The 24,364-nt window shown below is 57.5% G+C and carries 21 protein-coding genes; 9 read left to right on the top strand and 12 right to left on the bottom strand.

Annotation, left to right across the window (positions count from 1 at the left end):
- The first annotated feature begins 112 nt into the window (after positions 1-112).
- Positions 113-2,065 carry a 4Fe-4S binding protein gene (locus ACR0AP_RS04255; protein WP_480505501.1) on the top strand — a complete coding sequence of 651 codons (1,953 nt, stop codon included), beginning with the start codon at positions 113-115 and terminating at the stop codon, positions 2,063-2,065.
- On the opposite strand, the gene ACR0AP_RS04250 is transcribed toward ACR0AP_RS04255, so the two are convergent.
- Positions 2,059-2,787 carry a hypothetical protein gene (locus tag ACR0AP_RS04250; RefSeq protein WP_480485895.1) on the bottom strand — a complete coding sequence of 243 codons (729 nt, stop codon included), beginning with the start codon at positions 2,785-2,787 and terminating at the stop codon, positions 2,059-2,061. The genes ACR0AP_RS04255 and ACR0AP_RS04250 overlap by 7 nt on opposite strands.
- 132 nt (positions 2,788-2,919) lie before the next feature.
- Here ACR0AP_RS04250 and ACR0AP_RS04245 point away from each other — a divergent pair, with 132 nt between their 5' ends.
- From ACR0AP_RS04245 to ACR0AP_RS04235, 3 genes are read left to right on the top strand one after another with little or no spacing between them, the layout of a single operon-like run.
- Complete coding sequence (locus ACR0AP_RS04245; RefSeq protein ID WP_480505499.1) at positions 2,920-3,981, top strand: Mrp/NBP35 family ATP-binding protein; 1,062 nt, start codon at positions 2,920-2,922, stop codon at positions 3,979-3,981.
- Complete coding sequence (locus tag ACR0AP_RS04240; protein ID WP_480485891.1) at positions 3,978-4,676, top strand: biotin/lipoate--protein ligase family protein; 699 nt, start codon at positions 3,978-3,980, stop codon at positions 4,674-4,676. Before ACR0AP_RS04245 ends, ACR0AP_RS04240 begins: the two co-directional genes overlap by 4 nt.
- Complete coding sequence (locus ACR0AP_RS04235) at positions 4,673-5,152, top strand: DUF6505 family protein (protein ID WP_480505498.1); 480 nt, start codon at positions 4,673-4,675, stop codon at positions 5,150-5,152. Before ACR0AP_RS04240 ends, ACR0AP_RS04235 begins: the two co-directional genes overlap by 4 nt.
- Here the strand turns inward: ACR0AP_RS04235 and ACR0AP_RS04230 are convergent.
- The 8 genes from ACR0AP_RS04230 to acs form a co-directional block, all read right to left on the bottom strand.
- Complete coding sequence (locus tag ACR0AP_RS04230) at positions 5,149-5,649, bottom strand: flavin reductase family protein (RefSeq protein WP_480505496.1); 501 nt, start codon at positions 5,647-5,649, stop codon at positions 5,149-5,151. The genes ACR0AP_RS04235 and ACR0AP_RS04230 overlap by 4 nt on opposite strands.
- A gap of 90 nt (positions 5,650-5,739) precedes the next feature.
- The gene (locus ACR0AP_RS04225) at positions 5,740-7,152 is read right to left on the bottom strand and encodes a 3'-5' exonuclease (protein WP_480505494.1); all 1,413 of its coding nucleotides are present in this window, start codon (positions 7,150-7,152) and stop codon (positions 5,740-5,742) included.
- 2 nt (positions 7,153-7,154) lie between these two features.
- Positions 7,155-7,673, bottom strand: a complete 519-nt coding sequence (locus ACR0AP_RS04220) for a hypothetical protein (protein WP_267364034.1) — start codon at positions 7,671-7,673, stop codon at positions 7,155-7,157.
- A 27-nt stretch (positions 7,674-7,700) separates the two neighbouring features.
- A complete protein-coding gene (locus tag ACR0AP_RS04215; RefSeq protein WP_480505492.1) occupies positions 7,701-9,524 on the bottom strand; it encodes a DUF294 nucleotidyltransferase-like domain-containing protein in 1,824 nt (607 codons plus the stop codon).
- 108 nt (positions 9,525-9,632) lie between these two features.
- Complete coding sequence (locus tag ACR0AP_RS04210; protein ID WP_480505490.1) at positions 9,633-11,417, bottom strand: sodium:solute symporter family protein; 1,785 nt, start codon at positions 11,415-11,417, stop codon at positions 9,633-9,635.
- 15 nt (positions 11,418-11,432) lie between these two features.
- Complete coding sequence (locus ACR0AP_RS04205) at positions 11,433-11,717, bottom strand: DUF4212 domain-containing protein (protein ID WP_209504901.1); 285 nt, start codon at positions 11,715-11,717, stop codon at positions 11,433-11,435.
- Positions 11,718-11,897: 180 nt separating this feature from the next.
- Complete coding sequence (locus tag ACR0AP_RS04200) at positions 11,898-12,581, bottom strand: adenylate kinase (RefSeq protein WP_480505488.1); 684 nt, start codon at positions 12,579-12,581, stop codon at positions 11,898-11,900.
- Positions 12,582-12,588: 7 nt separating this feature from the next.
- Positions 12,589-14,553, bottom strand: a complete 1,965-nt coding sequence (gene acs, locus ACR0AP_RS04195; protein ID WP_480505487.1) for an acetate--CoA ligase — start codon at positions 14,551-14,553, stop codon at positions 12,589-12,591.
- 430 nt (positions 14,554-14,983) lie between these two features.
- On the opposite strand from acs, the gene ACR0AP_RS04190 reads away from it, so the two are divergent.
- Genes ACR0AP_RS04190 through ACR0AP_RS04180 form a run of 3 tightly spaced genes read left to right on the top strand, consistent with a single transcriptional unit; the run spans position 14,984 to position 18,093 of the window.
- On the top strand, positions 14,984-16,000 hold the full coding sequence (locus ACR0AP_RS04190) for a C4-dicarboxylate TRAP transporter substrate-binding protein (protein WP_480505820.1): 1,017 nt from the start codon (positions 14,984-14,986) through the stop codon (positions 15,998-16,000).
- A gap of 56 nt (positions 16,001-16,056) precedes the next feature.
- Positions 16,057-16,686 (top strand): TRAP transporter small permease, encoded by a 630-nt coding sequence (locus ACR0AP_RS04185; protein WP_480505486.1) that lies wholly within the window; start codon positions 16,057-16,059, stop codon positions 16,684-16,686.
- Positions 16,687-16,689: 3 nt separating this feature from the next.
- Positions 16,690-18,093 carry a TRAP transporter large permease gene (locus ACR0AP_RS04180; RefSeq protein WP_480505484.1) on the top strand — a complete coding sequence of 468 codons (1,404 nt, stop codon included), beginning with the start codon at positions 16,690-16,692 and terminating at the stop codon, positions 18,091-18,093.
- A gap of 138 nt (positions 18,094-18,231) precedes the next feature.
- Here the strand turns inward: ACR0AP_RS04180 and ACR0AP_RS04175 are convergent, their stop codons facing one another.
- From ACR0AP_RS04175 to rocF, 3 genes are read right to left on the bottom strand one after another with little or no spacing between them, the layout of a single operon-like run.
- Positions 18,232-19,272 (bottom strand): ornithine cyclodeaminase, encoded by a 1,041-nt coding sequence (locus tag ACR0AP_RS04175; protein ID WP_480505482.1) that lies wholly within the window; start codon positions 19,270-19,272, stop codon positions 18,232-18,234.
- 9 nt (positions 19,273-19,281) lie between these two features.
- A complete protein-coding gene (ctlX, locus tag ACR0AP_RS04170; RefSeq protein WP_480505480.1) occupies positions 19,282-20,202 on the bottom strand; it encodes a citrulline utilization hydrolase CtlX in 921 nt (306 codons plus the stop codon).
- The gene (gene rocF, locus ACR0AP_RS04165; protein ID WP_480505479.1) at positions 20,202-21,122 is read right to left on the bottom strand and encodes an arginase; all 921 of its coding nucleotides are present in this window, start codon (positions 21,120-21,122) and stop codon (positions 20,202-20,204) included. The genes ctlX and rocF overlap by 1 nt, the downstream gene beginning before the upstream one ends.
- 87 nt (positions 21,123-21,209) lie before the next feature.
- Between rocF and ACR0AP_RS04160 the strand changes: the two genes are divergently transcribed.
- Both ACR0AP_RS04160 and mprF read left to right on the top strand, forming a co-directional pair.
- A complete protein-coding gene (locus tag ACR0AP_RS04160) occupies positions 21,210-21,638 on the top strand; it encodes an Lrp/AsnC family transcriptional regulator (RefSeq protein WP_209504154.1) in 429 nt (142 codons plus the stop codon).
- 113 nt (positions 21,639-21,751) lie between these two features.
- Positions 21,752-24,361, top strand: coding sequence for a bifunctional lysylphosphatidylglycerol flippase/synthetase MprF (mprF, locus tag ACR0AP_RS04155; RefSeq protein ID WP_480505476.1), 2,610 nt, complete (start codon positions 21,752-21,754; stop codon positions 24,359-24,361).
- Positions 24,362-24,364: the final 3 nt, after the last annotated feature.

Here is a 24,364-nt window from a genome sequence, read left to right as displayed (position 1 = left end):
TTTGCCGCGAAATTCTGACCGGCGAATTGCATGCTGTGCAGGGTTGAAGTTGCCTCATCGGGAATGCACCCTAAAGTGCAAAGGATCAGGATTGCTTCCCGAGGGAGGGGACATGGGCACGAAACTTTTGCTCTGCGATTGCGCGGGAACTCAGGCGCTGGATCCGGACAGAATCGAAAGCGCCTGCGGAATTACCTGTTCAAAGGTGCATACCGCGCTTTGTACAAAAGAACTGCAATCCGCTGCGGCCTTGATGCAAGAGGGCGATACCGTCATTGGCTGTCTGCAAGAACAAGAGGTGTTCCGGTCTCTTGCCGAAGATATGAATATCGAAATCCCCGGCTTTGTCGACCTGCGGGATCGTGCTGGGTGGTCCGATCAGGGCGCGGATGCGACAGCCAAAATGGCAGCCTTAGCCGCCGAAGCGTTCCTGCCGCAACCGGTGACGCCCAGCGTTGATGTTATCAGCGAAGGCACGTGTTTTATCATTGGTCCTGGTACCGTTGCCTTTGGACTGGCGGAAAGGTTGGCCCGAACACTGGCGGTAACCGTTCTGGTCACGGATCAGGCTGAGCCAGACTCTCGGGCCTTCGATGTCATTCGGGGACAATTGCGGTCTGTTTCGGGTGCTCTGGGTGGGTTTTCCTTGCGTCTGGACAATGTGCAGCAAGTTGTTCCCGCAGGCAGAGGTGCTTTCAATTGGACGGAACCAAGAGATGGGGCGCAATCGGCCTGCGATATCATTGTTGACCTGACGGGGGGCACGCCCTTTGTGCAGGCTCCGGCCAAGCGCGAAGGGTATTTGCGGGCTGATCCCAAGGATGCGGTTTCTGTAGAACGTCTGGCTTTTGACGCCGCCCAACTGGTCGGAACATTCGAAAAACCTCTGTACGTGCGACTGGAGGAAACACTTTGCGCCCATTCGCGGGCGGAACAGGTCGGATGCTCAAACTGTCTGGATATCTGCCCAACCGGTGCAATCACACCCTCGGGCGAGCATGTGGCGATTGATCCGATGGTCTGCGCCGGGTGTGGCGAATGCGCGGCGGTCTGCCCGTCATCGGCGATAACCTATGAAGATCCACCTGTTTCGGCCTTGCTGTCACGGATGCATATTCTGGAACGCACGTACCGAAGGGCAGGCGGAATCGCACCCCGGTTGCTTGTGCACGACGCCTACGGTGCCGAAATGATAAGGCTTACAGCAAGGTTCGGCCGGGGATTGCCTGCGGATGTTATCCCGCTGGAATTGAAAGTGATATCCGGGTTCGGCCATTCGGAGATGCTGGCCGCGCTGGCACATGGATTTGCGCGTGTGGATGTGTTGCTGGCCCCGAAGACCGAACGGGATGCGCTGGATCGCGAAATTGAACTGGCACGTGCCATAACCAGTTCGGATGCGATCGGGCTGATCGAGGAGGTGGACCCTGATGCGATGGCAGACTTGCTGTATGCGCAAAATGTCCCCGAACCGTTGGCAAATCCGGTCTTGCCACTTGGCAACCGCCGACAAATCGCGCGGCTGGCAGCACAGGCCCTGAACCCGCAGGCCAAAGCCCCGCTGCCATTGCCTGAAGGTGCGCCTTACGGTGCCGTTGCTGTGAATACAGACAGTTGCACGCTCTGTCTAAGTTGCGTGTCGCTGTGCCCGTCCGGGGCTTTGATGGATAACCCTGACAAGCCCCAGTTGAACTTTCAGCAGGATGCGTGCCTGCAATGCGGAATGTGCAAGACGATCTGCCCCGAAGACGCGATCACCTTGGTGCCGCAACTGGATCTGACCGATGCTGCCCTGTCTCAGCAGGTCCTGAACGAGGAGGAACCGTTTGCCTGCATCGAATGCGGGGCTTTGTTCGGGGTGAAATCAACCGTTGAACGGATCATGGAAAAGCTTTCGGGCACGCACCCGATGTTTGCCACGTCGGATCAGGCACGGATGATCCAGATGTGCGACAATTGCCGGGTGAATGCTCATTTCCAGCAGCAGGACAATCCGTTCCAGTCAAAACCCAAGCCTCGGGTCGTTACCACCGAGGATTACTATTCGGATAGAAAGGATCACTGAAGCTTTAGCGGCGCGCCCAGATCAGCGGCGTCTATGCGCGAAACAAACGCCAGGATGGCTTCAAGATCGTCCAACGTCATCTTGACCGGGTGAATTGGGGATGGGCGCTCGGGATCAAAGGGCGGTGTCAACCCGTCGATCTGCGTGAATGCGGGGTGGGGATTGAGGGCAAAGAACGCTTCGAACCGTTCCGACCAATCCGGCATCGCGCGCAGGACGGCGAAAGAGGGGGTCGAGCCAAGCCCGTTCATCCGATTGCGGGGGCCAATCACATGACATCGACCACAATGGGTCATCGACAGTTCTTCGCCCAACACGGTGTTGCCGTCCAGGGTATCGTCCGACTGGGTGACCTTGGGATCAAAGCTGGCGCTGAACGGTTCACCCACCACAGGAGGAAAGCTTTCGACAGTGCGCTTGCCGATCTCTGATTGCAGCCAGTCGCGAAACCGGATTTGACGATCATCGCCTTCGATCCGCAGGTGATAAACCACGCCACCACGGGCAAAGACAGGATCGCCGGGTGGTTCGGTTACCAGCACCATGGCACCGGCATCATCTGCGACAACGCGTATCCCGGTCTTGAGAGAGAAGCGAGGAAGGATATGTTGCAACAGACCGGAGTCGTTAACCTCTGCCGGGGCCGCAAGGCCAATCGCCTCCTGCGACAAGGAGGGGGTGGCGGTGAGCGTCAGGCTCAGGCACAACAAGACAAGGCGCATGGTTTAGCCTAACTATGAAGGCTGTTACGCGTCAAATGAACAGAAAGAGACGGAGACACATGCAATGAGCGGCGACCAATACATGTCGACACGCACGCCCCTGTCGGCGGGGCATACCAAGGAGAGAACAGCGTGAGTGTTCGTGACGCGGTTCTGGCGAACCTGAAAAAGATCACCGATCCGGTTTCAGGTCAGGACATTGTCAGTGCGGGCATCGTGCGTGCGCTGAATGTCGAGGGCGATACGGTTCGCTTTGTTCTTGAGATTGATCCGAAGCATGCCGAAAAAATGGAAACTGTGCGCGCAACAGCTGAAAAGGCTGCGCAGATGGTTGAGGGCGTTGCAAATGTATCGGCCCTGATGACTGCGCATTCCGATAAGGCGCCGCCGGATTTGAAGCCGAAACCCAAACCATCCCAAACAGGACCGCAGGCCGTTCCCGGTGTCGACCGGATCATTGCGGTTGCTTCTGGCAAAGGGGGTGTGGGCAAATCCACCGTGTCGGCCAATCTGGCCTGTGCGCTGGCCACAGAAGGGCGGCGCGTGGGTTTGCTGGACGCGGATGTTTACGGGCCGTCGCAGCCTCGGATGTTGGGTGTCTCGGGCCGTCCGGCCAGCCCCGATGGCAAGACCATCCTGCCTCTGCGCAACCACGGCGTCACCATGATGTCGATGGGGTTGATGACCAATGAAGGGCAGGCCGTTGTCTGGCGCGGGCCGATGCTGATGGGGGCGCTGCAACAGATGATGAGCCAGGTGCAATGGGGTGCCCTGGACGTGCTGATCGTCGACCTGCCGCCCGGTACCGGCGACGTGCAACTGACGCTGAGCCAGAAATTCAAGGTGGACGGCGCTATTGTCGTCTCGACGCCGCAGGACGTGGCGCTGATTGATGCCCGCAAGGGAATCGACATGTTCAATCAGCTCAAGACGCCTATCGTTGGGATGATCGAAAACATGTCCACGCATATCTGTTCGAACTGTGGGCATGAAGAACACGTCTTTGGTCATGGTGGTGTCAAGTCCGAGGCCGAGGCGATGGGCGTGCCGCTGCTGGGTGAAATCCCGTTGCATCTGGACATTCGTATCGCCGCAGACGGGGGTGCGCCTATTGTGGTCAGCAAACCAGACAGCCCTCAGGCCGAGGCTTTCCGCAAGATCGCCCGCGACATGATCGCCAAAGGCACCGCATGAGCCAACCGGTCTTTCCCCCTTTGTTGACGGGTCACCCGGTTCAGGGTGGGGAAGACCCGTTTGAACGCGCCCAGGCTATGGCGGCTTTGGGCTGCGATGCGGGGGCGGTTGTTTATAACATTCAGGCCGATTACCTGCGTGTCGCGATCGTTTTCGCGCCCGAGGTGCCGCTTCGGGACGCGATGGCGATGCTGCCGCTTTGTGCCGTTGGGTTTCAGAATGCGCTGGGCGCTCTGGCCCCACCCGAAGTGGCGGTGCATCTGGGGTGGGATGGTCTGATTTGTGTGAATGGTGCGAAATGCGGTGTGTTCCGCGTTTCGGCCTCCGGGGAAAACGCGGAAGAAGAACCGGATTGGCTGATTGTCGGCTGGGAGCTCGCATTGATGCAAACCAGCACCGCGCCCGGCGAAACGCCGGATGTCACAGCCCTTTATGATGAAGGTTGTGCCGAGGTTTCGGCCACGCAACTGGTCGAAAGCTGGTCACGCCATATGCTGACCTGGCTCAACCGCTGGCAGGAGGATGGCAACGCGCCCCTGCATGCCGAATGGATGGGCCTGCTGCGCGGGGTAGGTGAGCCACTCGTCGATGGCGGTGTATTCCTTGGTACGGATGAGCGGTTTGGAATGCTGATCCGCGACGGGGTCAACACCCGTCTGCGCCCGCTGACGGAACTATTGGAGAACGGACGATGAAACTGGCCCGCGCGATCCATTTCGATGAAAGCGACATGAACGTGTTCCATTCTCCGGCACGTACGGGCGAATGGTGCGTTTCGGGCGGGTTCGAGTTTTCGAACTGGAGCGGCGCAGATCTGGAAGGTAAGGCGCGTCAGGCTTTTGCGAATGGCTGGCTAGGGCTGGAAACCTTTGGCCGAGTGACGTTTGTGGCGGTAACCCAGATCGAAGTCGCTGAAAGGGATCAGATCATCCGCAATCTGGCAGATCATTTCGTGCAGTATTACGGAGCGCCCTCGGTCGAAGCGGCATTGGGCGTGGCACAGAACGAAATCGATCACATGTCAGAGCTCTGTGAAGACCATGCCGCCAACACGCTGCTGACCGTCGCCAGAGAATTGTCTGAGACAGGCGTGCACGAAGCCTTTCGTGTGATCACTCCGCAAGACGCACAGCTAGAGGTGCTGGCGGTGCATGGGTCGCTGGACGACTAGAAAGGGTCTACGAACCCGCCGAACTGACCGCGCTTGAAGATCAGACCCTTGCCGGTGCGGTACATGACCTGATCCACATGACTGACAATGATCAGATGATCTCCGGCCTCGTGCCGGGCATGCAACCGGCAGTCAAACCGTGCCAGACAATTGGCCAGCTGTGGGCGATCAGCCTCGTCCGCCGTCCATTCGGCATGGGTGAAATCCACACCGTCGCGGGCAAATCTAAGCGCCTGGTCCTGTTGATCCTGAGCCATCACGTGGATCGAGTAATGCGTGCAGGTGCTGAAAGTGTCGAAGCGGTTTGACTCTCTGGCCAGGCACCACAACACCAGCGGCGGGTCCAGGGACACCGACGCAAACGAGTTTACGGTGATTGCACGTGGGCCGTCTTCGGTTTGCGCAGTTATCACGGTGACGCCCGTTCCGAAACATCCCAGCGCCTCACGAAAGGCGTGGCTTTGATCCGGGGTCGGTGTGAAAATCTTTTCCGTCATATCGCGCGCGTGTTCCTTGGCCGCGCATCAGGTGCCATGCGTGGCCCGGATTGTCCACGAAAAGCTGAACGGCGTTTGCAAATTTCAGCGTTAATTCAGGTCTTCCAGAAGACGCCCGTGTTTGCGGGTCTGGACGATGACTTCGCCAAAGGTGTTCAACCCGCGGGCCTGCAGGATGGGCAGCATCTTGACCAGTGCCTCGGCTGTTGCCACTGCGTCACCCAATGCCGTATGGCGCAGCGCCTCGGGGATCGTGATGTCCAGCCGTTCACAAAGTGCGTCCAGTGTATGTGTATCGCTCGCACCGAACAAAACAGCCGACAACAGAACAGTGTCGAGTATCGGGTGATCCCATTCGACTTCCATACGCATGGCATGGCGGCGCAGGAACGCCATGTCGAACGGGGCGTTATGGGCCACGATCACCGCATCGCGTGAGAATTGGTGAAACACACGTCCGGCTTTGACGATATCCGGTGCGCCCTGAACCATGCGATCACTGATCTTGTGCACGCGGGTCGAGGCGGCAGGGATCGGAATGCCCGGATCAACAAGCATGTCCAGATGCTCGCCCGCGACGATCTTGCCTTTCACAACGCGGACCGCGCCGATTTGAACAATCTCATCCTTGTGTGGCAGCAAGCCGGTTGTTTCCGTGTCGAAGACCACAAAACACAGATCCAGCAAAGAGCGGTTTTCGAACGCGCCGTCACCCGGCGTGTCCAGCAACTCGAAATCATAGACCAGCGGGCGGGCCTCATCTGGCGACATACGGGCAACGCTGTCTTCGAACACCAGCATGTAACCGGGTGCGTCCCCCAGTGGCTTCATGCGGGCCGAATAGGTTTGTCGGCCGTCCACGCTGGTCAGGGTGCAGAAGACATCCTTACCAGATTTGCACAACTTCCCATACGCGTCCGTCAAACCCGTCGATTCGATGTATTCGAAGAGAGAAGCGTTTAGGCGAGGATGCGCGATCTGGGCCAGCACCTCGGCCGCCTGTCCGTCATACAAAACGATTTGGTGTTTCGGACTGGCCAGCAACATGGCGACCGGGATTTCGGTCAGAAGGGCGGTGAGGCGCTGTTTTTCCGCCGCCAGATGAGCGGTTTCGGCGGCCACCGCCTCGGCTGTGTGCATGGCATTTGCGGCAAGTTGCTCGGCCAGGCCAGCCGCTGCTGGGGCCAGATCGCCCAGGTATCGCGCGGCTTGCATGTCCAGATCGGTGCTGACACCCGCATGAGCGCGGGCCCGCAGTTGTGCTGAAAGCCGTTCGATCGGTTTGGCGACATTGTCGTCAAACAACAGCCAGATACCGGCGATCAAAGCCAGTAATCCAAACCCGATCAGAACCTCGGCAAAGATGAAGTCATCAAACAGGTCAGGTTGCGCTGCCCGGGCATAGGTGATCCACAGGGCGGCGGAACTGATTGATATCCCGCCGAGCGCGAGCAGACAGAAAAACAGAAATATCCTGAGCCTCAGGCTTAACCCTGTGAGCATGGTCAAACCCCGCAGGTGGCGTCGATGATGGGGTCGGCAGGCCCGGCAGATATCCAGTCTGCATTCAGCAGACGTCCGTCATCGGAAAACTCAGCACCGTCCGCCAGATTGGCGCGACGATTCTCGGCACAGTTTACGGCTACGGGCAGTTTTGAAACCGGGGCCCAGCGGCCGAAGAAGTAAAGATCGACAAGCCGCTGGTCGGGCACGTTTTCGTTTGTGCGCACCGACACGGTGTCGATGGCGGCAAAGCGGTCGACGAAGGGCATGGCGTAGGTCCACGGGCGGTAGAGGGCGCGGCTTTCAACCTCTTGTACGATTGCCATTTCCTCGGGAAGCTGTTCGCGCGTGCGGTCATACCAGGAATACTCGCTGGAAATTGTCACAGCGATCATCCCCAAACCCGCCGCGACCGGAGTAACCCATTTGGGCAACCGCCCTCCGGTCAGCTTGTTCAGCACAAGTACGATGCCCGCAAACGCGAAGCCCGCAAAAACAGTGCCGATCAATTCCAGAAACATCGTGTCACTCCGTTCTTCAGATACGTGTCAGCCCAGCATTCCCTTGCCGTGGCCGACCGCCGATTGCATCGTTTTTACCACAACGAAGGCGTCACGAAGATGACTTCGCTCAAAGTCCGAAAGATCGGAAGGTGGCAGATAATTGTCTGGTTTCTTGCCTGATTTGACCAGTTGGACCTGATGTTCCAGCCGGGTTTCGGCGATCAGATCATAGGCGTCCAGTAAATCGCGTGCACCCGACGCGCTGAGAACGCTATTGGCCTCAGCCGCTTTAAGGCGGGCGCGGGTATTGGCCTCGGGCAGTTCGCCTTGCAAGGCGTAGATCCGCGCCAGATCCACGACCGGAACAACACCATTGTGTTTCAGATCCAGCGTATTGCGGTGTTCGCCCGACCGGATGGTTGCAAACCCACGCAGCAACCCCAGCGGCGGGGTGTGTTTCAACGAGTTCGAGATCATATGTGCGACGAAGATCGAATTGGACCTGGCCGCCGCCAATGTGTCGGCCTGCAGGTCGGCGAACAGGTCGAACGCGCCGCCAATCGGACGCAAGTCAAACATGACCGAGGCCAGCATCTGCGCTTCGGGGTTCGGTTTGGCGATCCATCCCTTGAAATAGTCGCGCCAGACACGCACCGGCTGACGCCAGCGCGGATTGGTCGCCATCATGTCGCCGGGGCAATAGAAATAGCCACAGGTATCCAGCCCGTCCGACACAAACTTGGCCAGCTTTGCAAAGTACTCCATATCCGCATCGGTCACGCCGTCATCCAGCATCAGGCAGTTGTCCTGATCCGACACGCCTGTCTGCTCCTGCCGCCCTTGCGAGCCGCAGGCCAGCCACAGATACGGCACAGGGGGCGGGCCCAGTTTCTGTTCGGCAAGGGCCAGAAGGCGCCGGGTAACCGTGTCAGCAATGTCGGTGATCAGGCGCGTGACGATTTCGTGCCGGTTCCCACCTGCAACCAGTTGCACCAGCAGCTGTGGGATTTCCGCCGTTACCCGCGCCATATCTTCGGCGGTATTTGCCTGCGCGATGCGTCGCACCAGTTCGGCCGAATTCACGGCCTGATAATGTGTCAGGTCGGTTTGTGTGACGATACCGACCAGCCGACCGCCCTCGGAAATCGGGACGTGGCCGATGCCGCGTTCCATCATGATGTGCAACACGTCCGAACCAATGTCGCCGGGTGACAGGGTGACGGGGTTCGCGGTCATGATTTCGGAAACCGGCGTGGACGGAGGCAGGCCGTCCGCAACGTACTTGCCCGAGATATCCCGCAGCGTCGCGATGCCCTGCAACGTGTCGCCGTCTGTGATGCACAGTGACGAGATGTGTTTATCGCGCATGATCTGCGCCGCTTTCTGAACTGGCGTATCCGCGGGGCAGGTGGCCGGGTTATGTGCCATCAGAATATCAATGGAACTGGTCGCAAGGCTTTGCGGGCCACTTCTGTCGCCGCGTGTCCGGTCGAAGAACTTGGCGACCACATCGTGACCGTCGATCAACTCGCGCACCAGATCCGGTGGCAAAACAATCAGGACCGACGGAGTGTGCGCACGCGCCTTGGTGGCTGCCTTACCGTCTTTCAGCAGTCCGCGCTCTCCAAAAGAATTGCGCAAACCCAGTTGAGAGACAACGGCACCATTCTCATCGGTGATTTCAACCTGTCCTTCATAGATCACGAACACACCGGGAAGCGCATGACCCAGTTCATAGACCGAGGTGTCCTCCTCGACTTCCCAAACCTCGATCTGTTTTACGATCTGATCCAGGGCATCAGCCGGTAACGCGTCATAGGGATGAACGGATTTCAGAAACCGGGCGATTTCATCGTGGGACAGGGGCATCTGATGTCTCCGATGTTTTGGTGGAAAAATCCCGCCCAGTGGTATGCCGGGCGGGAGTAGTGGATCGAAAGACGCGGTCGAAGGCAAGAGCCAACGACCGCATCATGCTCACTTGTTCTGAGCTGCACCCGCACCACGGGGAATGCGAACGCTTTCGACCAGTTCCTTGATCTCCTGCGGAGTTTCCTTGGTCATGCCAGCCACGACATAGGCGACAGCGAAGTTGACCATGGCACCGACAGCGCCGAACGAGGTCGACTGGATCGGACCCAGCAACGGATCGGCATCGGTGAACGAGTTGGTGTCCGGAATGAACAGCCATCCCTTGTGCAGGAAGATGTAGACCAGTGTAACGACCAGACCTGCCAGCATACCTGCAACAGCACCGGTGTTGTTGATGCGGGTCGAGAAGATCCCCATCATCAGTGCCGGGAAGATCGAGGCTGCCGCCAGACCAAAGGCCAGAGCAACAGTCTGTGCCGCAAAGCCCGGAGGATTCAGACCCAGCCAGGTCGCTACAGCAATCGCCACAGCCATCGCAATCCGTGCCGACAGAAGCTCGCCTTTTTCCGAGATCTGCGGGTTGATTGCGCCCTTGATCAGGTCGTGAGACACAGCCGACGAAATCGCCAGCAGCAGGCCAGCAGCTGTCGACAGAGCAGCCGCAAGACCACCAGCAGCGACCAGACCGATCACCCAACCGGGCAGGTTGGCAATTTCGGGGTTGGCCAGAACCAGGATGTCGCGGTTGAACTTGGTCAGCTCATTTCCGACCCAGCCATTTTGTTCCGCAATCGCCTGCATCGATTCAGACTTGTCATTGTAGTACTGAATCTTGCCGTCGCCGTTCTTGTCTTCCCAATCCAGCAGACCGGTTTTCTGCCATGTGGCCATCCAGTCGTACCGAGCATCATTGTCGATCTGTTCGACTGTAACGGCACCACCTTCGATGCCACCATTGGGCCACATCATGTCGGTGATGTTCAGACGGGCCATTGCGCCAACAGCCGGAGCGGTCAGATACAGCAGCGCGATGAAGACCAACGCCCAGCCAGCCGACCAGCGTGCATCAGCAACTTTGGGAACGGTGAAGAAGCGCATGATAACGTGCGGCAGACCGGCGGTACCGATCATCAGCGACAGGGTGAACAGCACCATGTTCAGCGTGTTCGAGTGATGGGCCGTGTATTCGTTGAAGCCCAGCTCTGTCACGATGCCGTCCAGCTTGGTCAGCAGCGGTACACCGCTTGCAGTGTCGCCAAACAGACCCAGCGCCGGAATCGGAGTGCCGGTCAGCTGTAGCGAGATAAAGATGGCAGGGATGGTGTAGGCGGTGATCAGCACGCAGTACTGAGCGACCTGTGTATAGGTCACGCCCTTCATCCCTCCGAACACCGCGTAGGCAAACACAACGCCTGCACCGATCAACAGCCCGGTGGTGTTCGACACTTCCAAGAAGCGGCCAAAGGCAACCCCAACACCGGTCATCTGACCGATAACGTAGGTCACCGATGCAACAATCAGACAGATCACCGCAACGATGCGTGCTGTCTGGCTGTAGAAGCGGTCGCCGATGAACTCCGACACGGTGAACTTGCCGAACTTCCGCAGGTAAGGCGCAAGCAGCAGGGCCAACAGCACGTAGCCACCCGTCCATCCCATCAGGAAGGTCGAGTTGTCATAGCCGGTAAAGGCAATCAGGCCCGCCATCGAGATGAACGAGGCCGCAGACATCCAGTCTGCCGCTGTCGCCATACCGTTGGTGACCGGGTGTACGCCGCGACCGGCGGCGTAGAACTCTGATGTGGAACCCGCGCGGGCCCAGATCGCGATGCCGATGTACAGCGCAAAGGATGCGCCGACAAACAGCAGGTTGATGGTAAACTGATCCATTATCCCCGCTCTCCCTTACTCTTCATCCACGCCGTGTTCGGCGTCCAGCTTGTTCATGCGCCAGGCGTAGTTGAAGATCAGCACCAGAAAGACCAGGATCGATCCTTGCTGAGCGAACCAAAAGCCCAGATCAGTACCACCGACGGCGATGCCCGACAGCAGCGGACGCAGCAGGATGCCGAATCCAAATGACACCAGCGCCCAGATCACGAGGCTGATGTAGATGAGGCGCAGGTTGGCCTGCCAATAGCCCTTGTCGGCTTCGGCTGCCTGCGCGGAGTTTGTAGATTGATCCGCCATTGCGGGTTCCTCCTTCGCTTCCTCGTTTGGCGGCCCGGTGCCCAACTCCTCCAGTGCGTCGGTCCGCTTCTCGACAATGCCCAACACCGTGTGGTGACAGGCAAAACTCCACCAGTCCGCCAAGGCGGTCTTTTGAAGTATTCTTTTTAGGATCAAAGCCTTGTGGCTTTTCTCCTCCCCTTAACTCATTACGTCGCCGACGATCCCTTCGAGATCGCCTGCGATATCTTCGATCCTGCCCATAGCATTGATGCGTTTCAGAACACCGTGACTGTCGTAGTAGGTGATCAACGGCGCGGTCTGTGCGTGATAAGCCGCCAGGCGCGAAGCCACGGTTTCAGCGTTGTCATCCGCGCGGCGCTTGAATTCGGTGCTGCCGCACTTGTCGCACTTACCGTCTTCGGCAGGCTTCTTAAACTGGTCGTGGTACCCTTCACCGCAGCCCGCGCAGGTATAGCGGCCCGAGATGCGGATCACCATTTCTGCATCTTCCACTTCCAGGCTGATTGCTGCGTTGATCTTTTGGTCATTGGACGCCAGCAGACCATCCAGCGCCTCGGCCTGAACCGTTGTGCGGGGGAACCCATCCAGAATGACACCCTTGGCGCAATCTGGTTGCGCCATACGGTCGCGCAGGATCGCAATGACGATCTCGTCACTGACCAGATCACCGGCTTCCATCACGGCTTTGGCGGTTTTGCCTGCTTCGGTACCTGCGGCAACGGCTTCGCGCAGCAGGTCACCCGTGCTGAGTTGAACAAGTCCGAATTTTTCTTCCAGCATCCGGGCCTGCGTGCCCTTCCCGGCGCCCGGAGGGCCGAGAAGGATAAGAACTGCGGGTGTGGTGATTGTGGCAGCTTCCATCACATCCTCACTTGTTCGCGCGGTTTTCGATCAGGTCTTCGACCACCGACGGGTCGGCCAGCGTCGAAGTGTCACCCAGCGAACCGAAGTCGTTTTCGGCGATCTTGCGCAGGATGCGACGCATGATCTTGCCCGAACGTGTTTTGGGCAGGCCCGGGGCCCACTGGATCACATCGGGGCTGGCGATCGGTCCGATCTCGGTCCGGACCCAGGTGCGCAACTCCTTGCGGAGCTCTTCGCTTGGTTCACGGTCGTTCATCAAAGTGACATAGCAATAAATGCCTTGCCCCTTGATTTCATGAGGATATCCGACAACAGCAGCTTCTGCCACGGCGGCGTGCGCAACCAGTGCGCTTTCCACCTCGGCCGTTCCCATACGGTGGCCCGACACGTTGATCACATCGTCCACGCGCCCGGTGATCCAGTAGTCGCCATCTTCATCGCGACGGCAGCCATCACCAGTGAAGTAGTAGCCTTTGTAATCCGAGAAATAGGTCTTTTCGAACCGCTCATGATCGCCCCAGACGGTGCGCATCTGGCCCGGCCAGCTGTTTTTGATGCAGAGCACGCCCTCGACACCATTGCCTTCGATCTCGACGCCGGACTGCGGGTCCAACACCACCGGTTCGATGCCAAAGAACGGCTTCATTGCCGATCCGGGCTTCATTGCATGGGCACCGGGCAGGGGGGTCATCAGGTGACCGCCGGTTTCCGTTTGCCACCATGTATCCACGATGGGACATTTGCCCTTGCCGACGACATCGTTGTACCAGTTCCAGGCCTCCGGGTTGATCGGCTCGCCCACGGTTCCCAAAGTGCGCAGATCGCTGAGGTCGCATTTCTCGACAAACTCTTTGCCCTGACCCATCAGGGCGCGGATCGCTGTAGGCGCGGTGTAGAATTGGTTCACCTTGTGCTTTTCGCAGACCTGCCAGAAACGCGAGGCGTCCGGGAAGGTTGGTACACCTTCAAACATCAGCGTGGTCGCACCGTTGGCCAGCGGGCCATAGACGATATAGCTGTGGCCGGTGACCCAGCCCACATCCGCCGTACACCAATACACGTCGCCTTCGTGATAATCGAAGGTGATCTCGTGCGTCATTGCGGCGTAAACCAGATAGCCGCCGGTTGTGTGAACAACGCCTTTTGGCTGACCGGTCGAGCCAGAGGTGTATAGGATGAACAGCGGATCTTCGGCGCTCATTTCGGCTGGTGCGCAGTAGTCGTCCGCCTCAAGGGCCATTTCGTTGTAATCAAAGTCACGACCGTCGATCCAGGTGGTCTGACCACCGGTGCGTTTTACGACAAGGCACTTGACGGTATCCTTGCAGTGCAGCAGCGCCGCGTCGGCATTGGATTTCAGGGGCGTTTTACGACCACCGCGCGGAGCCTCGTCCGCAGTTATGACGACCTTGGCGTCACAGCCATTGATCCGGGCCGCCAACGCGTCCGGCGAGAAGCCTGCAAAAACGATAGAGTGAATTGCGCCGATCCGCGCACAGGCCAGCATGGCATATGCCGCCTCGGGGATCATCGGTAGATAAATGACAACGCGGTCGCCTTTGCGCACACCCAAAGATTCAAGGACATTTGCCATGCGGCAAGTGCGGCGGTGCAACTCCGCGTAAGAGATATGCTGAGCCGGATCATTTGGATCGTCCGGCTCCCAGATGATTGCCGTTTGATCACCGCGGGTTTTCAGGTGGCGATCCAGACAGTTGGCCGAAACATTCAAGGTGCCATCGGCATACCAGTTTATCTTAACCGAACCGAAATCGTAGTTAACGTCTTTGACCTGGGCGAAGGGTTTGATCCAGTCAACGCGCTTGCCTTGCTCGCCCCAGAATGCGTCGGGGTCGCTGATCGAAGCGGCGTACATGTCGGAATATTTTTCGGCATCAACATGCGCACGTGCGACGGTTTCTGCGGATGGCGGATAGGTCTTGGCATCTGCCTGGGCAGCGGTGGTCATTTTTGAGGCTCCTCCCTCTGGACTGGATTTCGTTGGGATATTTTTTGCCACTTGGTCCGGCAATGTCGATCCCGTTCCTCCCCGAGGTCGAATATTACCGAGTTCTGAAAATAAATAAATAAATTGCCGGAATCCCTGAATTTATTTGTAAAGAAATTTCTAACTATGGTCGCACGTAGTAAAGAAAGTTCGAAAATTCCGTAAAAACGCATTTAAAATAAATGGATATGTGTAACACATTTCCTGCCTGCGATGCTTGGCATAAGCGGGTGTCGGTCCGTGAACATCTGGTTTTTCTTCGTGCGCAATCCAAGCGGGAACTCCTTCCGAGGCCGGCGGATTACCAGCGCAGGGTTGGCACATTAGAATGTTGGCGCTAGCTTGATCCTCAAGCGCCTCGGGAGGAGGCGCATCAATGGGAGATCAAATGATGAAAAACATGTTGAGCGGCGCCGCCGTCGCCGCCCTGAGCTTTGCCTTTGTCGGCGAAGCTTTTGCTACTGAATGGAACGCATCGGTCTGGGGCAAGCGTCGAGCCTTCACCGAACATGTCGAAAAACTGGCCGAGCTTGTCAGTGAAAAAACCGGTGGCGAATTCACCATCAATGTCAGCTATGGCGGTTTGTCCAAGCCGCGTGAAAATCTGGACGGTATTGAAATCGGCGCATTCGAGATGGCTCAGTTCTGTGCGGGTTACCACCGCGACAAAAACCGCGCGATTACCGTTCTGGAGTTGCCTTTTCTCGGCGTGAACAACTTGCAGGAGGAGGTGGCGGTAAGCCATGCGGTATATGACCACCCCGCAGTCAAGGATGAGATGGCCCAATGGAACGCCCGCATCATCATGACCTCACCTATGCCACAGTATAATCTGGTCGGCACCGGCGAGCCGCGCGATAAACTGGCTGATTTTGAAGGAATGCGGGTCCGGGCCACTGGTGGTTTGGGGCAAGCCTTCGAGGCAGTCGGAGGCGTTCCGACATCAGTTCCCGCAACCGAAGCGTTCAATGCAATGGAATCCGGTGTGGTCGATACCGTGGCCTTTGCCCAGCACGCACATCTGTCTTTCGGGACGATCAACGAAGCCGACTGGTGGACGGCTAACCTGAACCCGGGAACGGTAAACTGCCCGGTCGTGGTCAACATTGACGCTTACGAGGCTCTGCCGGCTGCGCATCGCGAGGCGCTGGATAGCTCGATTGATGAGGCGATTGACCACTACCTGACAAATTACGACGGATTGCTCGAGCAATGGGACAGTGTTCTGCAAGAAAAGGGTGTCCAGAAAGTCATGATTGATGATGCCGTGATTGCAGAATTCCGCACCAAAGCAGCCGACCCGATCCGTGAAAAGTGGATCGCGGAAATGACGGAACAGGGGCTGCCAGCGCAGGATCTTTATGATCTCGTGCAGATGACGCTGACGCAACAGCGCGGCGGCAACTGATCCTGAACCCGGGTGCCTGCCAGGCACCCGGTACACTAATATTGGGGAACACTGGAATGGCAGGACAGGCCACGGTGCTGGTGGACGGAAGCCGTCTGAGCCAGCTGGATCAGCAGTTGTTGAAACTGGAGCGTTTTCTAGCGCTCATCAGCGGTTTGGCAGTATTTGGCCTGATGGTCCTGGCGGTTATCTCGGTCAGTGGGCGCAATGCCCTGAATGCCCCATTGCCGGGATATGTTGACTGGATCGAACAGGCGATGCCATTGATCGCATTTCTTGGCATTTCTTATGTTCAACGCGACGGTGGCCACATCCGCATGGACATCGTTCTGTCGCGCCTTCACGGCAGAGGGTTGTGGCTTTTCGAACTGGTCTCGGTGGTTTTGATCCTGCTTCTGATGCTTGCGCTAGTTTGGGGCAGCTGGTCTCACTTCGACCGATCCTTTGATTTGGGCGCACCATTTTGGAGCCGGGACAGTTCCATTGATATCGGAATTCCGTTGTGGCCCGCGAAACTACTGGCCCCCATCGCGTTTTCCGTTCTGTGCCTGCGGCTTGCCTTGCAGGTCTGGGGATATGGCCGCGCACTATGGCTGGGATTGGAAGCTCCGGTCGCCGTTCCGTTGATACAGGACGCGGCAGCACAAGCAGCGGCTGAGGCCGAACAGTTCGAAGGGCAGGACTGATTTATGGACACGATTGAAATTGGCCTCTGGGTCACGGGCGGGCTTCTGATCTTTGTCGTGGTCGGCATGCGCGTGGCCTTCGCTGCGGGCTTGGCCGGGCTAATTGGGCTTGTTTGGATTTTTTGGGCCAAGTTTGGGTATGATCCGGCGCGGTTCGGTAAAGCGCTGACTGTTGCGGTCAAAACCGCCGGGCAAGTGCCGCATTCCAAAGTTGCCTCTCATACTCTTAGCCTGATCCCGACCTTTATCCTGATCGGGTATCTGGCTTACTACGCAGGTCTCACGCGGGCATTGTTCGAGGCTGCAAAACGCTGGGTCGCATGGGTTCCCGGAGGGTTGGCGGTTTCAACCGTATTCGCCACTGCTGGTTTCGCCGCGGTGTCGGGTGCCTCGGTTGCCACCTCTGCCGTTTTCGCCCGCATCGCGATCCCGGAAATGCTGAAGGTAGGCTACAACAAACGCTTTGCTGCTGGTGTGGTGGCCGCCGGAGGAACGCTGGCATCACTGATTCCACCATCGGCTATTCTGGTGATCTACGCGATCATCGTCGAGCAGGATGTTGGGAAGCTGCTGTTGGCGGGGTTCATTCCGGGCGCGTTTTCAGCGATCATCTATGCCGTGCTGATTGTCGGGATCGCTGTGATCTTTAAATCTGTCGGTCCTCCAGTCACAGGCTTTACATGGAAACAGCGCTTTTCGGCCCTTCCCGGAGCCATTCCTATTGTCGCCGTCATCCTGATCATCATCTGCTTTGTCTATAACCCGTTTGGTGAAAAAGCGTGGGGCACACCGACGGAAGGCGGCGCAATCGGCGCCTTCATTGTCTTCTGCTTCGCCTTGTTCCACGGGATGCGATGGAGTGAGTTCAAATCAGCGTTGCTAGAGACGGCCAAGCTTACCGCAATGATCTTTTCGATCATCTGGGGCGTTCTGATCTATGTGCGGTTTCTAGGGTTTGCAGATCTTCCCGGCGCCTTTTCAGACTGGATAACCAGCCTTGAAATGTCACCCATGATGATCCTGATCTGCATTCTGCTGGCTTACGCGGTGCTTGGCATGTTCATGGATGCGATAGGAATGCTTCTTTTGACCTTGCCTGTTGTTTATCCGGCGATCATGGCGCTGAACGGTGGTGAAACGGTCAGTGCTGCAGACAGTGCGTTTGGCATGTCCGGGCCGATGTGCGCGATTTGGTTTGGAATTCTGGTCGTCAAGATGGCCGAGTTTTGCCTGATTACGCCGCCAATTGGGTTGAATTGCTTTGTCGTCGCCGGGGTGCGCCCGGATTTGAGTGTTCAGGATGTCTTCAGGGGTGTGACACCCTTTTTCGTGGCCGACGCCCTGACCATAGCAATGCTTGTGGCATTTCCTGGTATTGTACTCTACCTGCCATCGCTAGCGGGGTAGGTAGGATGCGAGGCTCTGCCTCGCGCTCCGGGATATTTAGAGCCAGATGAAGAACGGATCCCCTGCTTCATCTGGCCAATAAATATCCCGGGGGAGGCGTCCGGCACGGGTGGCGGGGCAGAGCCCCCTTAGGCGCGCCTAACCGGCCCGCATCAGCATTCCGAACAGGTCGCGCGGATCGTCCGGGTCGGCCAACATGTCCAGAGGCTCAAAGAATGCAGTGCCTTTGATCGCCTGCTTGACATAGCGTAGGGCTGAGAAATCTTCGATCGCGAAGCCAACACTGTCGAACAGGGTGATTTGGCGGTCGTCGGTGCGCCCTTTGGCGGCACCGCTCATAACCTGCCACATCTCGGTCACGGGATGATCGGCATCCAGCGCCTGAATCTCGCCCTCGATCCGGGTTTGCTCGGGGTATTCGACGAAGATGTCTGAGCGTAGCAGGATATCGCGATGCAATTCAGTCTTGCCGGGACAATCGCCACCGATGGCGTTGATGTGGACGCCGGGGCCGACCATGTTGTCGGTGAGGATGGTGGCGTATTTCTTGTCGGCCGTGCAGGTGGTGATGATATGAGCACCTTCAATAGCGTCTTCCGGCGTCTTGCATGGGACGACCGTCAGGCCGTTGCCTTGCAGGTTTGTGGCGCATTTCGCTGTTGCACCGGGATCGGTATCGTAAAGCCGGACAGTGTCGATCCCGCACATTGCCTTGAAAGCGAGGCATTGGAATTCGGACTGCGCCCCATTGCCGATCATGGCCATGGTCGTGGCATTCTTTGGGGCAAGATAGCGCCCGACCAGAGCGGACGTCGCCGCCGTGCGCAATGCAGTCAGCAGCGTCATTTCGGTCAGCAGAGTGGGATACCCGGTGTAAACATCCGCCAGCAATCCGAATGCGGTCACAGTTTGCAGACCCTCGGAGGTGTTTTTGGGATGTCCGTTCACGTATTTGAACCCATATGCCTCCCCATCCGAGGTGGGCATCAGTTCAATCACTCCGTGGGGTGAATGCGCCGGAATGCGCGGGGTCTTGTCAAAGCTCTCCCACCGTTTGAAATCGGATTCGATCTGATCGGCGATCTGAACGATCATCTGTTCGACACCGATGTGGTGAACCAGCCGCATCATGTTGTCGACGGACACAAAAGGCACGAGTGCCTTGTCAGAAGGTTGCATCGTACTCTCCTATCGGCGGGCAAGGTGGACGCCTGCAATCATGCAGCGCACTGATCCACCAGCAGTTTCAATTGTTGGGACGGACAGTGGCAAAGGCGTTGCACTGGCTTGGATTATTTTGATTTGATCAGGGGTGAGGGCGCCTAACGCTCGGCTCGACAAGGCCAGCACCAATCCATCGCGTCCCTTCAGCTCAATTGCATTCCCCGCAAACTCGGCGATTTGGTCATGAGTCAGATCAATCACGGTTCGACCGGATTCCTCTAACCGATTGCGAATAGTCATGCGGCGGTCGGGGTCCGATATCATGTCGAGGCAGATTAAGGCATAATGAGTGCCGATCCCCATCAATACGTTGGTATGATAAACGTCCCTGCCTTTTGCGTCGCGGGCCTGAAAGGCAATAGGTTCATAGTTGAAATGCGTGCAGAACCGTTCCAGCAAGACCGGGTCGGCGCGATTGGATGTGACCGTATACGCGATGCGGGCAATGTGGTCCAATACCATCGCACCGGTCCCTTCCAGCGCAAGGTTGTCTTGTTCCAGCCCGGAATAGTCTATGACATCCTGCACGCGATACTCGTGTTTGAGCAGTTCGATTACATCGGTTCGCCGCTCGCGTCGGCGAGATGGCACGAACATCGGGTAAACTGCTATGTGACCACCAGGATGTGTGGAAAACCAATTGTTCGGGAAAACGCTGTCAGGTGTGTCGAGATCGCCAAAATCGTCAAATACGTGAACAGTGATTCCTGTGTCGCGCAGGCGTTGAACTGCCTGGTCATGCTCATCTCTCGCAGCTTCCGACGTGGCTTCGTCAGACGTGATGCTCAGCGTTTGAAACGCGTTGTCATCGCGTGTTTCCGGGTTGGAGGCAAAAGCATGTGGCCGGATCATTACCGCGGCAGATGGTGCTTGTAGCGATAGCATCAGAAACTCCGGGTGGGGCGGTCAAAGATGCGGCGGCCCATAAGTGAAGCGGCCAGATCGACCATCAGCTTTGCCGTGCGGCCACGTTCATCCAGAAACGGGTTCAGTTCGACTAGATCCAGAGAACTGACCAGTCCGCTTTCATGCAGCAGTTCCATGACCAGATGGGCTTCGCGCTCGGTCGCGCCGCCAGGAACAGTGGTGCCGACGGCAGGGGCAATGGCCGGGTCCAGGAAATCAACATCCAACGAGACGTGAAGAAGGGCGTTTTCAGCTTTGACGCGATCCAGAAACGCCAGCAACGGGGCCTTGATCCCATGTTCGTCAATGCTGCGCATGTCGGCCAGCATCGCGCGGTTCTGTTCCAGCGCAGAACGTTCCGCCGGATCGACAGAGCGCAGGCCGATCATACCGACGCGGTCCGTTGGCACGATAGCGGGTAAGGGTGGAAGCGCCTCGAAGCCTGGCCTTCCTGTAAAATAAGCGACGGGTGTCCCATGCAGGTTGCCGCTGTCTGTGCTGTTGGGGGTGTGAAAGTCGCTATGCGCATCCAGCCAAAGAACGAACAGCGGGCGGTCGACCTTAGCAGCATAGGCGGCCATCCCGGTCACGGTTCCCATGGATAATGCATGATCGCCGCCCATGAAGATTGGAATGCCCTGTTCAGCCGCTGTTAATGCGGCCTTGCTCAGCGCTTGTGTCCAACCGATGCATTCGGGCAGCGCGAACAGGTGCGGATGCTCAGGCAAGCCGGTTTCTTCAGGTTGTACGTTGCCCCAATCGCAAACGGAGTGACCAAGATCGGTCAAGGCCTGATCCAGCCCGGCCACGCGATATGCGTCGGGACCCATTCGGCAACCCTGACGCCGTTTTCCGGCGTCCATCGGCGCGCCGACTAAAATGATGTTTTTGCGTTCCATGTGGTTCATTTAGGCCGTCGTTGTGTCTTGCGTGAAGAGCACAAAATGCTCAAAATGGTTCAGGAAGTTCCTTAATGGGAAAGTGATATGGACGAATTGGATAGTCGTCTGCTGGGCGCATTGCAGCGCGACGCGCGCGCCAGCCTGTCAGAGCTGTCGGAAACGCTTGGTGTGACCCGCACGACGGTGCGCAGCCGTTTGCAACGGCTCAAGCAATCCGGTGAGATCGTCGGTTTTACCGTGTTGACGCGTCGGGATCTGGCACAAAGCCCGGTACGTGGGCTGATGATGCTGGAAATCGAGGGGCGCGGCACCGAGCGCGTGATGTCCCGGATCGGAGCCATGCGGCAGGTCACGGCGGTCCATTCGACCAACGGCAGTTGGGATTTGATTGCGGAAATCAGTACGGAAACTCTGGCCGAACTGGACGAGGTTTTGTTTCAAATTCGCAAGATCGACGGCGTTACACGTTCGGAAACGAACCTGCTGCTGTCAACGCGCAAGGGGCGGCTCTAGTGCTTTGAGATGAATGCGACTTGTGCCAGAGTTTGTGAGCAGACAGGGTGCGGCTTACCCTAAGGTAGGCCGCTTGCTGTCTAAGGGTTCAGTATATCCGGAAGGCTTACGGCATGACGACATCTGAAAAAGGCGACGGGCCTTTAGCCGGACAATGGGCCGAACGACTTGTTGCCCTGCTGGAAAAACCTTGGCTGCGCATCGCGTTACCGGTCGTTATTACCGGGATTGCCCTTTCGGTTTTGCACGATCTGTCGGCCCATGTGAAATGGTCGGATGTCCAGACCGATATTTCGGCGACATCATGGAAACTGATGTTTTTGGCGGTGTGCTGGACAGCGTTCAGCTTTTTGTCGCTGTCGCTTTATGATGTGTTCGCGGTACAAAGCGTGGCGGACGGGAAGGTGCCGTTACCTGTCGCGGGGATGGCCGGAGCCAGCGGATACGCGGTTTCGAACTGCCTTGGGTTTTCCTACATTACAGGAACTGCGATCCGGTATCGTATATATGCGTCGCTTGGCTTGGACCTTGGCCGGGTGGCTGGCGTAATCGCGACCTCGTGGGTGGCGTTCTGGATGGGTCTGATCCTGATTTTGGGTTTGTTGCTGACCCTGCACCCGGATGGAATATCCAAGGTGATGCCCGTCAGCGAAACGGCCGAAACCATCATAGGATTGTGCTTGCTGGCTGCATTTGTCGCGATGTTCATATGGTTGTCCAGCGGTGGCCGGCGGTTGGCTGTTGCGGGCGTCGGTTTCGATCTGCCCGGCGGGAAACTGGCGGGCCTGCTGACGTTGGCTGCCATTGGCGACCTATTTGGCGCATCCATGGTGCTTTACGTTTTGATACCGGATGATCTGGGTGTCGGGTACCCGTACTTCTTCACGGTCTATATCGCTGCCATTGCCGTTGGGATCCTAAGCCATGCGCCGGGTGGGATCGGCGTGTTTGAGGCGACATTGATTGCCGGTCTGGGGGCGTCGGGTCGTTCGGATGTGATTGCTGGGTTGCTGCTGTACCGGGTGGTTTACACTTTTTTGCCCTTTGCAGTCGCCAGCCTTTCCATTGCCGTTGCATCGGTCTTGACCCAAAGACACATGATCGGCGGTGCCGCTATTTGGGTCTATCGCGTGATCCGTCCCATGGTTCCGATGGTCGCGGCCGGAGTAGCGGCAGTGGCCGGAGTGATCTTGCTGGTGTCGGGCGCTTTGCCAGCTGGGGCGCAAAAGCTCGGCACGCTGAAAGATATTCTGCCGCTTTCGTTTGTCGAGGCTTCGCATCTAGCAGGCAGCGTCGTAGGCGTGTTGCTGTTGCTGGTCTCGCGCGGGTTGTTCCGCAAGCTCTACCGGGCATGGATCGTTGCGATGGTGCTGATGGGGGCAGGGTTCTTTGCTTCGCTTGCAAAGGGGCTCGACATCCACGAAGCGCTTTCGATGCTGGGAACGATTGGTCTGCTGGCCATGTTTCGTGGCGCGTTCTACCGAGTCAGCGGCGCGTCGATATTTAGGCTGAACATCCCATGGCTGATCAGTGTCGTGGTTCTGCTGGCGGTGATTTTCTGGATCGGGCTGTTTGCATATTCGCATGTCGAATACCAAAACGATCTGTGGTGGCAGTTTGCCTGGAACGGTGACGCTTCGCGCTTTCTGCGGTCCAGCCTTGTTGTGGCCGTGATCGTGGGCATTGTTGCCGTGAACTCTCTGTTCGGGCGTGAGATACCGACACCGCAGCGGGTTGAAATCCCAAAAGTTGTCGAGCGGCTGGTGATGGAGAGTGAGGATACGGAATCCCAGATCTCGCTTACCGGCGACAAGCAATTCCTGATCTCACCGGATGAGACCGCGTTTATTGCCTACGCCGACACGGGCAATGCGCTGATTTCAAAAGGAGAACCGGTTGGTGACGAGATGGCCGGGCAGCAACTGATCTGGCAACTTCGGGAAATGGCGGATCGCGAAGGTAAACTCTGCGCGTTCTACAGTGTCTCGACCAAATATCTGCCGACTTTTCTGGATCTTGGACTGTCGATCCTGAAGATTGGTGAGGTTGCGCGGGTGTCATTGCACGACTTCTCACTGGACGGAAAGTCGCGCAAGCGGTTCCGGCAGGCCAAGAACCGTGCTCAACGCGAAGGATATGTGTTCGAGATCATTCCGAAGGAAGAACTGGCGCCTCTGTTGTCAGATTTGCGTGGGATTTCAGACCGCTGGCTTGCGCAAAAGGCCGGTGCAGAAAAGGGCTTTGCGCTGGGTGGATTTGATGATCAATACCTGTCCTATTTCGATCATGCGATCCTGCGTGATGGCAACACCGGCAAGATCATGGCCTTTGCCAACCTGTTCCAAGGGGGAAATAAATCCGAGTTATCACTGGACCTTATGCGCTATGAACCCGATAGCCCAAGTTTCGTCATGGACGCTCTTTTCGCCGACATGATGGATTGGGGTGCGCAGCAGGGTTTTCACTGGTTTTCACTGGGTGCCGCACCGTTCTCAGGGATTGAGAACCGTCAGCTTGCCTCGCTTTGGAACCGGATTGGAGGGTTCGTTTACGAACATGGCGAACAGTTCTACCATTTTGAGGGTCTTCGTGCGTTCAAGCAGAAGTTCGATCCGGAATGGAGCCCGAATTATCTGGCCAGCCCCGGCGGGCTGGCCGCGCCCCGCATCCTTTATGAGGTCAATATCCTGATCTCGGGCGGGTTGCGCGGGTTAACCAAGTAGCAC

It is taken from the genome of Ruegeria sp. AF7 (assembly GCF_056541885.1).
This window is presented reverse-complemented; position numbering and strand designations above follow the sequence as displayed.

What these genes read in the sequence shown, in the direction of transcription:
- ACR0AP_RS04180 (WP_480505484.1), top strand. Translation starts at nt 16,690, where the DNA reads ATGGACACGATTGAAATTGGCCTCTGGGTCACGGGCGGGCTTCTGATC.
- ACR0AP_RS04210 (WP_480505490.1), bottom strand. Translation starts at nt 11,417, where the DNA reads ATGGATCAGTTTACCATCAACCTGCTGTTTGTCGGCGCATCCTTTGCG.
- ACR0AP_RS04185 (WP_480505486.1), top strand. Translation starts at nt 16,057, where the DNA reads ATGGCAGGACAGGCCACGGTGCTGGTGGACGGAAGCCGTCTGAGCCAG.
- ACR0AP_RS04215 (WP_480505492.1), bottom strand. Translation starts at nt 9,524, where the DNA reads ATGCCCCTGTCCCACGATGAAATCGCCCGGTTTCTGAAATCCGTTCAT.
- ACR0AP_RS04225 (WP_480505494.1), bottom strand. Translation starts at nt 7,152, where the DNA reads ATGCTCACAGGGTTAAGCCTGAGGCTCAGGATATTTCTGTTTTTCTGT.
- ACR0AP_RS04160 (WP_209504154.1), top strand. Translation starts at nt 21,210, where the DNA reads ATGGACGAATTGGATAGTCGTCTGCTGGGCGCATTGCAGCGCGACGCG.
- acs (WP_480505487.1), bottom strand. Translation starts at nt 14,553, where the DNA reads ATGACCACCGCTGCCCAGGCAGATGCCAAGACCTATCCGCCATCCGCA.
- ACR0AP_RS04205 (WP_209504901.1), bottom strand. Translation starts at nt 11,717, where the DNA reads ATGGCGGATCAATCTACAAACTCCGCGCAGGCAGCCGAAGCCGACAAG.
- ACR0AP_RS04220 (WP_267364034.1), bottom strand. Translation starts at nt 7,673, where the DNA reads ATGTTTCTGGAATTGATCGGCACTGTTTTTGCGGGCTTCGCGTTTGCG.
- rocF (WP_480505479.1), bottom strand. Translation starts at nt 21,122, where the DNA reads ATGGAACGCAAAAACATCATTTTAGTCGGCGCGCCGATGGACGCCGGA.
- ACR0AP_RS04240 (WP_480485891.1), top strand. Translation starts at nt 3,978, where the DNA reads ATGAGCCAACCGGTCTTTCCCCCTTTGTTGACGGGTCACCCGGTTCAG.
- ACR0AP_RS04230 (WP_480505496.1), bottom strand. Translation starts at nt 5,649, where the DNA reads ATGACGGAAAAGATTTTCACACCGACCCCGGATCAAAGCCACGCCTTT.
- ACR0AP_RS04235 (WP_480505498.1), top strand. Translation starts at nt 4,673, where the DNA reads ATGAAACTGGCCCGCGCGATCCATTTCGATGAAAGCGACATGAACGTG.
- ACR0AP_RS04190 (WP_480505820.1), top strand. Translation starts at nt 14,984, where the DNA reads ATGAAAAACATGTTGAGCGGCGCCGCCGTCGCCGCCCTGAGCTTTGCC.
- ctlX (WP_480505480.1), bottom strand. Translation starts at nt 20,202, where the DNA reads ATGCTATCGCTACAAGCACCATCTGCCGCGGTAATGATCCGGCCACAT.
- mprF (WP_480505476.1), top strand. Translation starts at nt 21,752, where the DNA reads ATGACGACATCTGAAAAAGGCGACGGGCCTTTAGCCGGACAATGGGCC.
- ACR0AP_RS04255 (WP_480505501.1), top strand. Translation starts at nt 113, where the DNA reads ATGGGCACGAAACTTTTGCTCTGCGATTGCGCGGGAACTCAGGCGCTG.
- ACR0AP_RS04250 (WP_480485895.1), bottom strand. Translation starts at nt 2,787, where the DNA reads ATGCGCCTTGTCTTGTTGTGCCTGAGCCTGACGCTCACCGCCACCCCC.
- ACR0AP_RS04200 (WP_480505488.1), bottom strand. Translation starts at nt 12,581, where the DNA reads ATGGAAGCTGCCACAATCACCACACCCGCAGTTCTTATCCTTCTCGGC.
- ACR0AP_RS04175 (WP_480505482.1), bottom strand. Translation starts at nt 19,272, where the DNA reads ATGCAACCTTCTGACAAGGCACTCGTGCCTTTTGTGTCCGTCGACAAC.